This window comes from Caulobacter sp. D5, from assembly GCF_003185805.1.
GTDB lineage: Bacteria > Pseudomonadota > Alphaproteobacteria > Caulobacterales > Caulobacteraceae > Caulobacter.
The window spans coordinates 1-7,135 of sequence record NZ_QHJY01000247.1; the positions used below are offsets into that span (position 1 = coordinate 1).

9 protein-coding genes are annotated in these 7,135 nt (G+C 68.7%); 6 read left to right on the forward strand and 3 right to left on the reverse strand.

Translation table 11 applies throughout. From position 1 onward, the window contains the following. Positions 1-331, forward strand: a 331-nt coding sequence (locus tag DMC18_RS16275; RefSeq protein WP_110133106.1) for a DnaJ domain-containing protein, incomplete at its 5' end; no start/stop codon positions are given. Between the two features lie 232 nt (positions 332-563). On the opposite strand, the gene DMC18_RS16280 is transcribed toward DMC18_RS16275, so the two are convergent. Continuing rightward, positions 564-1,874 carry a D-alanyl-D-alanine carboxypeptidase family protein gene (locus DMC18_RS16280; RefSeq protein WP_110119016.1) on the reverse strand — a complete coding sequence of 437 codons (1,311 nt, stop codon included), beginning with the start codon at positions 1,872-1,874 and terminating at the stop codon, positions 564-566. Between the two features lie 371 nt (positions 1,875-2,245). Here DMC18_RS16280 and DMC18_RS16285 point away from each other — a divergent pair, with 371 nt between their 5' ends. From DMC18_RS16285 to DMC18_RS16300, 4 genes are all read left to right on the forward strand, one after another. Then, entirely contained in the window at positions 2,246-2,680 is a 435-nt protein-coding gene (locus DMC18_RS16285) for a phasin family protein (RefSeq protein ID WP_110119017.1), read from the forward strand. A gap of 142 nt (positions 2,681-2,822) precedes the next feature. Then, positions 2,823-3,281: a RidA family protein gene (locus tag DMC18_RS16290; protein WP_110119018.1), complete on the forward strand. Its 459-nt coding sequence runs from the start codon at positions 2,823-2,825 to the stop codon at positions 3,279-3,281. Next, positions 3,281-4,054, forward strand: coding sequence for a glycerophosphodiester phosphodiesterase (locus DMC18_RS16295; RefSeq protein WP_110119019.1), 774 nt, complete (start codon positions 3,281-3,283; stop codon positions 4,052-4,054). Before DMC18_RS16290 ends, DMC18_RS16295 begins: the two co-directional genes overlap by 1 nt. Then, the gene (locus DMC18_RS16300; RefSeq protein ID WP_110119020.1) at positions 4,051-5,211 is read left to right on the forward strand and encodes a GNAT family N-acetyltransferase; all 1,161 of its coding nucleotides are present in this window, start codon (positions 4,051-4,053) and stop codon (positions 5,209-5,211) included. Before DMC18_RS16295 ends, DMC18_RS16300 begins: the two co-directional genes overlap by 4 nt. A 4-nt stretch (positions 5,212-5,215) precedes the next feature. Here the strand turns inward: DMC18_RS16300 and DMC18_RS16305 are convergent, their stop codons facing one another. Together DMC18_RS16305 and DMC18_RS16310 are read right to left on the reverse strand one after the other, a co-directional pair. After that, positions 5,216-5,701, reverse strand: coding sequence for a pyridoxamine 5'-phosphate oxidase family protein (locus tag DMC18_RS16305; RefSeq protein WP_110119021.1), 486 nt, complete (start codon positions 5,699-5,701; stop codon positions 5,216-5,218). A 53-nt stretch (positions 5,702-5,754) separates the two neighbouring features. Continuing rightward, positions 5,755-6,345, reverse strand: a complete 591-nt coding sequence (locus DMC18_RS16310; RefSeq protein WP_233245201.1) for a DUF4287 domain-containing protein — start codon at positions 6,343-6,345, stop codon at positions 5,755-5,757. A 52-nt stretch (positions 6,346-6,397) separates the two neighbouring features. On the opposite strand from DMC18_RS16310, the gene DMC18_RS16315 reads away from it, so the two are divergent. After that, a complete protein-coding gene (locus DMC18_RS16315; RefSeq protein ID WP_110119023.1) occupies positions 6,398-6,829 on the forward strand; it encodes an HIT family protein in 432 nt (143 codons plus the stop codon). Positions 6,830-7,135: the final 306 nt, after the last annotated feature.

Consider the following 7,135-nt stretch of genomic DNA (forward strand, 5'->3'; position numbering starts at 1 on the left):
CGTGGCCTCGGCCGCGGCCTTCGCCGCGGCGGCCTATGCCGGCGTGCGCAGTCAGTGGCCGGCGACCCTGGCGCTGTGCGTGCTGGGCCTGTGGTGCGCCACCTCGGCCCGCCAGCGGCCGGTGATCCGCAAGGTGGCCGAGTCGGGCAAGGCGCAGCTGTCGGCCAGCGAGGCGCGCTCTATCCTGGGCGTCGACGCCCAGGCTGGCGCCGAAGAGATCCAGGCCGCCTACGCCCGGCTGATCCGCCTGGCCCATCCGGACAAGGGCGGCACGGCGGGACTGGCGGCGCAGCTCAACGCGGCGCGGGATCGGTTGCTCAAGGGGCGGTGAGGGTCCGGCGCCCGGACCTCTGCGCACCCATCATCGTTCAATCCCCGCGAAGGCGGGGACCCAAGCTGACTTTCAGGGTGAAGCGCGCTCGGCGACAGACCCGCTGACTCTGCTTGGATCCCCGCCTTCGCGGGGATGCTCGGAGGAGGGGGAGCGACCGGATCAAGCGCAATGAAAAAGCCGGCAACCGTGAGGCTGCCGGCTTTTCAATTGTAGCTCGCAGAGCTCCGGGTCAGCGCGGGGCGATGACCATGCAGGGCTGGCGCTTGGCGGTGATGGCCGAGCAGGCGGCGCGGGCGGCCTCGGCGGTCATGCCCTGGAACTGGGCGCGGAAGGCCCCGCCGGCGGCGCCGACCACGGCCCCCTCGGCGTCGGCCACGGCCTTGGCGAAGCGGTCGCGCACAAGGCCCAGCTGCTTGTTGGCCAGGCTCTTGGACTGGAAGGCGCCGACCTGGACGCTCCACTCGCCCTTGACCTTCTTCGGGGCCGGCTTGGCGGCGTCCTTGGCGGCCTTGAGGGTGGGGGAGACCTTCACCGGGACGGGCTTGGGGTTGTCGGTCAGGACGATCTTCAGGCCGGCCTGGTCGCCGTCGCCCTCTTCGGACGAGGGGCGCATGATCGGGCCGGTCGGCTCGTCCTCATAGAGGTTGGCGGCGATGGTGGTGCGCTCGCCGTGCGAGCGGCGCTTGAGCACGTCGAAGCCCGTGGTCAGCAGGTCTTCCATGTTGTTGTCGCGCCAGGCGGTCGAGGAGCCGCCCAGGACCACGGCGATCAGGCGGCGGCCGTCGCGCACGGCCGAGCCGGCGAGATTGTAACCGGACGCATTGGTGTAGCCGGTCTTCAGGCCGTCGAAGCCGTCCATGCTGTTGAGCAGGCGGTTGTGGCCGCGCACATAGTTGCCGCGGAACTCGAAGCCCTTGAGGCTGAAGTAGGAATAGTACTGCGGGAAGTCGCGCATGGTGGCGCGCGACAGGATGGCCAGGTCGCGGGCGGTGCTGATCTGGCGGCTGTCGGGCAGGCCCGAGGCGTTGACGAAGCGGCTGTTGCGCATGCCCAGTTCCTGACCGCGCAGGGTCATCAGGGCCGCGAAGCGGCTTTCGCTGCCGGCCAGCTTTTCGGCCATGGCGGTGGCGATGTCGTTGGCCGACTTCACGGCCATGGCGCGAATCGCCTCGTCGACGCTGAGGCTGTCGCCGGGACGCAGTCCCATCTTGGTCGGGGCCTGGGCGGCGGCGCGCGGCGAGATCGGCACGCGGTCGGTCAGCTTCAGGCGACCTTCGCTGAGCGCCTCGAAGGTGAGGTACAGCGTCATCACCTTGGTGACCGAGGCCGGATAGCGGGGGCTGTCGGCGCGCTTGTCGTAAAGGACTTCGCCCGAATTGGCGTCGATCACGATGGCCGCGTACTTGGGTTCCGCGGCGTTGAGCTGCAGGTACGGGATCTGGGCCGAAGCGACGGTGGGAGCAGCGACGCCGACCAGCGCAGCCGCGGCGAAGCCGACGGCGACGAGGAGGCTACGGGCGGAGTTAAGCTTGGCGAACATGCGACAAACGTCCGTCATTTGAACTGAGCGGTTCCGCACCGCCACACGCGTGAACCTAGCATGCGCGTTGTCGCCTTACGCCAAAGTAAACAACTGGTGAGCGATTTCGCCGCAGAATGAGATAAAACTTGGGCGTTGCGGCAACGCTTCGCCTCCGTTGGTTCATCGCCACATCGCGTTCGCGCCATGCGGGAACTCAGCGCACGGAGCAGCTTCACCCTAGGTTATGGTGCGCTGCACAAAAACGTTTGACTGCTGCACTGCAACATGAGAAAACCATGTCGTCCCAACGCATGGGGCAGGGCCGCGGAACGTCTCATTCCACCCGTCGCTCGAACCCGTGCCCCGCCACCTGCCCAGGAGCCTTCCCCATGGCCGTCACCGAGACCCTGAAGAGCACCGTCGAGCAATACACCTCCGCCAGCAACCAAGCGTTCAAGGACGGCGTCGACAAGTCGCTCGCCGCCCTGGCCGAGGCCAACACCCATTCGAAGAAGAACCTCGAAGCCGTCGTGGCCTCGGTGACCGCCGCGACCAAGGGCGCCGAAGCCCTGGGCGCCGAAGCCTTCGCCTACTCGAAGAAGGCCGCCGAGGATCAAGTCGCCGCCGCCAAGGCCCTGGCTTCGGCCAAGAGCGTGCAGGAAGCCGTCGAGCTGCAGACCGCCTGGGCCAAGTCGGCCCTGGAAGCCTACATCGCCCAGGTCAGCAAGGCCTCGGAGATCGTCTCGGCCTCGATCAAGGACTCGGTGAAGCCGCTGAACGAGCGCGTCACCGCCACGGTCGAGAAGTTCCAGGCCGCGCGCTAATCCCAAGTTTCGGAACGGCCCCGCTTGCGGGCCGTTTCGCAAGTCTACCCAGCCTTTCGGCCCGGACCTCGCGTCCGGGCCTTTTTTCTTGTGCGAAGGCTTCCCCTTGCTAAGCATGCGCACTCGGTAAGGGAGCGTTTGAATGTCGAAGGTGGAAGAGCGTCTGGCGGGTCTCGGGATCACGCTGCCGGAACCGGTGGCGCCGGTGGCCAACTACGTGCCGTTCGTGCGGTCGGGCGACCTCGTCCACATCTCCGGCCAGATCTCGCTCGACGCTTCCGGCGGCATCAAGGGCACGGTCGGGGTCGATGTCGACCTGGAGACCGCCCAGAAGGCCGCCCGCCTGTGCGGGATCAACTTGCTGGCCCAGATCAAGGCCGCGACCGGCGACCTCGACAAGGTGGCCCGCATCGTCAAGCTGGGCGGCTTCGTGCAGGCCGGCCCGGACTTCCTCGACATCCCCAAGGTGATCAACGGCGCCTCGGACCTGATGGTCGAGGTGTTCGGCGACGCCGGCCCCCACGCCCGCTCGGCCGTCGGCGTCTACAAGCTGCCGCTGGGCTTCGCCGTCGAGGTCGACGCCGTGGTGGAGGTCTTCTGATGCGCGCCCGTCCGCGTCCCGGGACCGAGGTGTTCGGCGAGGCGTGGGAGCGCCTGTTCGATCCGCCCGTGGCCCATCGCGGACTGTGGACGCCGGGCGGCGCGCCGGAGAATTCCCTGGCCGCCTTCCAGGCCGCCTGCGCCAAGGACTACGCCATCGAGCTTGACGTGCAGCTGACGGCCGACGGCCAGGCGGTGGTCTTCCACGACGATCGCCTGGAGCGCCTGACCGGCGCCGAGGGCCGGCTGCGCGACCACACCGCCGCCGAGCTGGGCGCGCTGAAGCTGTCGGGCACGGACGAGACCATCCCGACCCTGGCCGACGCCCTGGCGGTGATCGGCCACCGGGCCATGGTCTATATCGAGCTGAAGACCCCGTTCGGCGAAGTGGGGGAATTGGAAAAGAAGGTCTCCGAGATCCTGATCGACCACAACGGTCCGATCGCGGTGATCGGCTTCAATCCCTATTCCCACGCCTGGTTCGCCGACCATCATCCGCAGATCCTGCGGGGCCTGGATTCCTACGGCTGGAACGACGAGGCCGCCCGCAAGCTGGCGCCGGAGCTGCGCAAGTCGCTGGCGGCGCTGGAGCAGGTGGAGCTGGCGCGGCCGGACTTCCTGGCGCTCGGCCTCGACATGCTGCCGAGCGCGCGCGCCGACGTCTTCCGGGGCAAGGGCATGCCGATCATCGCCTGGACGGTGCGCTCCCAGGACCAGTGGGACGCCGTCTCCGACCATTGCGACAACCTGATCTTCGAGGGCTTCACGGCGTGAGTTCGCTTAAGGCGGAGGTGCGCATCCACCGCCGCATCGCCGACATCGGCAAGGAAGCCTGGGACGCCTGCGCCGGTCCGTCCGGCGATCCCTTCGTCAGCTTCGACTTCCTCGACATCCTCGAAGAGAGCGGCTGCGCCAGCGATCGCACCGGCTGGGCGCCGCATCACGTCAGCGTCGCCGACGTGGATGGCGCGATCGGCGGGGTGATGCCGCTCTATCTGAAGAACCACAGCCAGGGCGAATACGTCTTCGACCACGCCTGGGCCGACGCCTATGAGCGGGCAGGGGGCGACTACTATCCCAAGCTCCAGTGCTCGGCGCCGTTCTCGCCGGTGACGGGCCCGCGGCTGATCGCGCGGCCGGACGTCGATCCGGACGAGGCGCGCTCGGCCCTGCTGGGCGGGGCGCTGACCCTGTGCGATCGCCTGAAGGCCTCGTCGCTGCACGTGACCTTCCCGACCGCCGACGAATGGGGCTGGATGGGCGATCGCGGCCTGCTGCGCCGGCAGGACCAGCAGTACCACTGGGAGAACGCCGGCTACGCGACCTTCGACGACTTCCTGGCGGCCCTGTCGTCGAACCGCCGCAAGACCATCCGCCGCGAGCGGCGCGACGCCCAGGACGGGCTGGAGATCGTGGCCCTGTCCGGCGACGCGCTGAAGGCGGAGCACTGGGACGCCTTCTTCGGCTTCTACATGGACACCGGCGCCCGCAAGTGGGGGCGGCCCTATCTGAACCGGCGGTTCTTCTCGCTGCTGCACGAGCGGATGGCCGACAAGGTGCTGCTGATCCTGGCGCGGCGACCGGGCGGGCCGTGGCTCGCCGGGGCCCTGAACCTGATCGGCCGCGACTGCCTTTACGGCCGCCACTGGGGCTGCACCGAGGACGTGCCGTTCCTGCATTTCGAGCTTTGCTACTATCAGGCCATCGAGCACGCGATCCGGCTGGGCCTGCCGCGCGTCGAGGCCGGCGCCCAGGGCCAGCACAAGATCGCCCGCGGTTATCTGCCCAGCGCGGTCTACTCGGCGCACTGGATCGCCGACCCAGCCCTGCGCGAGCCGGTGGCGCGCTATCTGGAGCGCGAGCGCCAGGCGGTGGAGCAGGAGATCGAGATGCTCACCGAGGAATATTCGCCGTTCCGCGAGGCGCGGTAGAGCCTCAGTGCAGCACGACCTCGGCGACCTTGTCGCGGTAGTCGCGCTTGGGGTCGCGGCCGAGCATCAGGCGCATGCCGGCGAACAGGCTGTTCTCGTTCAGCCAGATGCGGGCGTGCTCGGGCTCGAAGCGCAGCAGGCGCAGCTTGGGGTCGTCCATGCCGTCGAACCAGGCGGCGATGAAAGGGTTCCAGAGGCGCTCGACGGTGGTGAAGTCGGTGTCGACGCGCAGATGGCCGTCGATCTGGGCGAAGAGATCGTGGCCCTTGGACGAGAAGTGCATCACCGCGTCGCGCTCGTGGGGCAGGGCGGCGACGAGGTCGCTGTCGGCCGAGGTGAAGATCCACATCGGGCCGCTGTGATCGCCGTCCATCAGGACGGTCATCGGCTGGCTGTGGCCGCCCTCGACATCGGGCAGGCCCAGCATCACGGTGCGGTCGTTCTTGAGGGCTTTCCAGAACTTGGCGGTGAGATCGGCTTCCTTGGACATGGCTCTTGTCCTCCCGCCGTCAAAAACGTGGCTGTGGCCTTCCGCGTTCCCGTTCAGGAGCGGTCCCAGGCCGCTTTCAGCAGGGCCGCAACCTCGTCGTCGACCTCGGCCGGGGAGGCGAGCATCAGCTTGGCCTTCAGCCGCTCGGACCAGCTTTCGTTCTTCGGCTCGGCCAGGCGAGGGGAGGCGTCTGGCGTCAGGGCCAGGCCCAGGGAGACGGTTCCGCCCTTCACCGGCTTGGCGGCGGCGAACTGCACCTTGGCGGACCAGGCGGTGAAGCCCTTGCGCTGGCCGGTGACGAGGCCTGGGAAGCCGGAGGCGGCCGCCTCGATCGCTTGCAGGATCGCCGTGGCGGCCGGGTCGGTCCACAGCGCCGCGCGCAGGCCGGCCGCGTCGTCCCAGCCCAACTCCGACGGGAAGGCCTCGCCCAGGATGTGGGCGCAGCGATTGACGCCCAGGCCGTAATTGGCCTTCAGCCAGTCGACGCGGGCCTTGGGTCTGGTCTCCTTGCAGTCGCGGCGGACGATCTCGACCCACTCGGCGAGGGTCTTGCCGGTGTCGCGCTCCAGGCTGGCCTGCACCGAGGCGAACCACTTCTTCTGGCGGTCGGTCAGGCCCTGGCCTGCCTCGTCGGTCTTGCCCACGCTTGCGCCCCCTCCCTGGTTTGCTAGGACCTGTCCCACACAGGAGACGACCATGAGCCTTCACGGAACCTACGACCCGGACAACATCTTCGCCAAGATCGTTCGCGGCGAGATCCCGAGCGCGAAGGTGTTCGAGGACGACGAGGTCCTGGCCTTCATGGACGCCTTCCCGCAGTCGCCGGGCCACCTGCTGGTGATCTCCAAGACCTCGAAGGCGCGCAACGTGCTGGAGGCCGAGCCCAAGACCCTGGGCCGGCTGATCGGCGCGGTGCAGAAGGCGACCCGGGCGGTGACGCAGGCCCTGAAGCCCGACGGCGTCGTCGTCACCCAGTTCAACGGCTCGCCGGCCGGCCAGACGGTGTTCCACCTGCACTTCCACGTCATTCCCCGCTACGAGGGCCAGGCGCTGGGCCGCCACGGCGAGGGCATGGCCGACGCCGAAGAGCTGAAGGCCCTGGCCGCGAAGATCGCCGCGGCGCTGTAGGGCGGAACTGGCGCTGGACGCGCCGGCGTCCCTCGGACGCTAGGAACGTCGCCCCACTGGCCTTCGCCGCTTCCCCGCCCGGGGAGGAGGTTCCGCTTGCGCGGACCCCCTCAGTCGCTCCGCGACAGCTCCCCCAGAGGGGGAGCATCTGAATGCGCGAACCAAGATCCTCCCCCTTTGGGGGAGGTGGCCCGGAGGGCCGGAGGGGGCAGGCGCAGCTTCTCAACCTCTCGCGCCATTGCGCAGAGTTGATCGGAGAGGGCGCGGGGCGTCCGGGCCTCGCCCGGATGTGTGAGTTCTAAATAC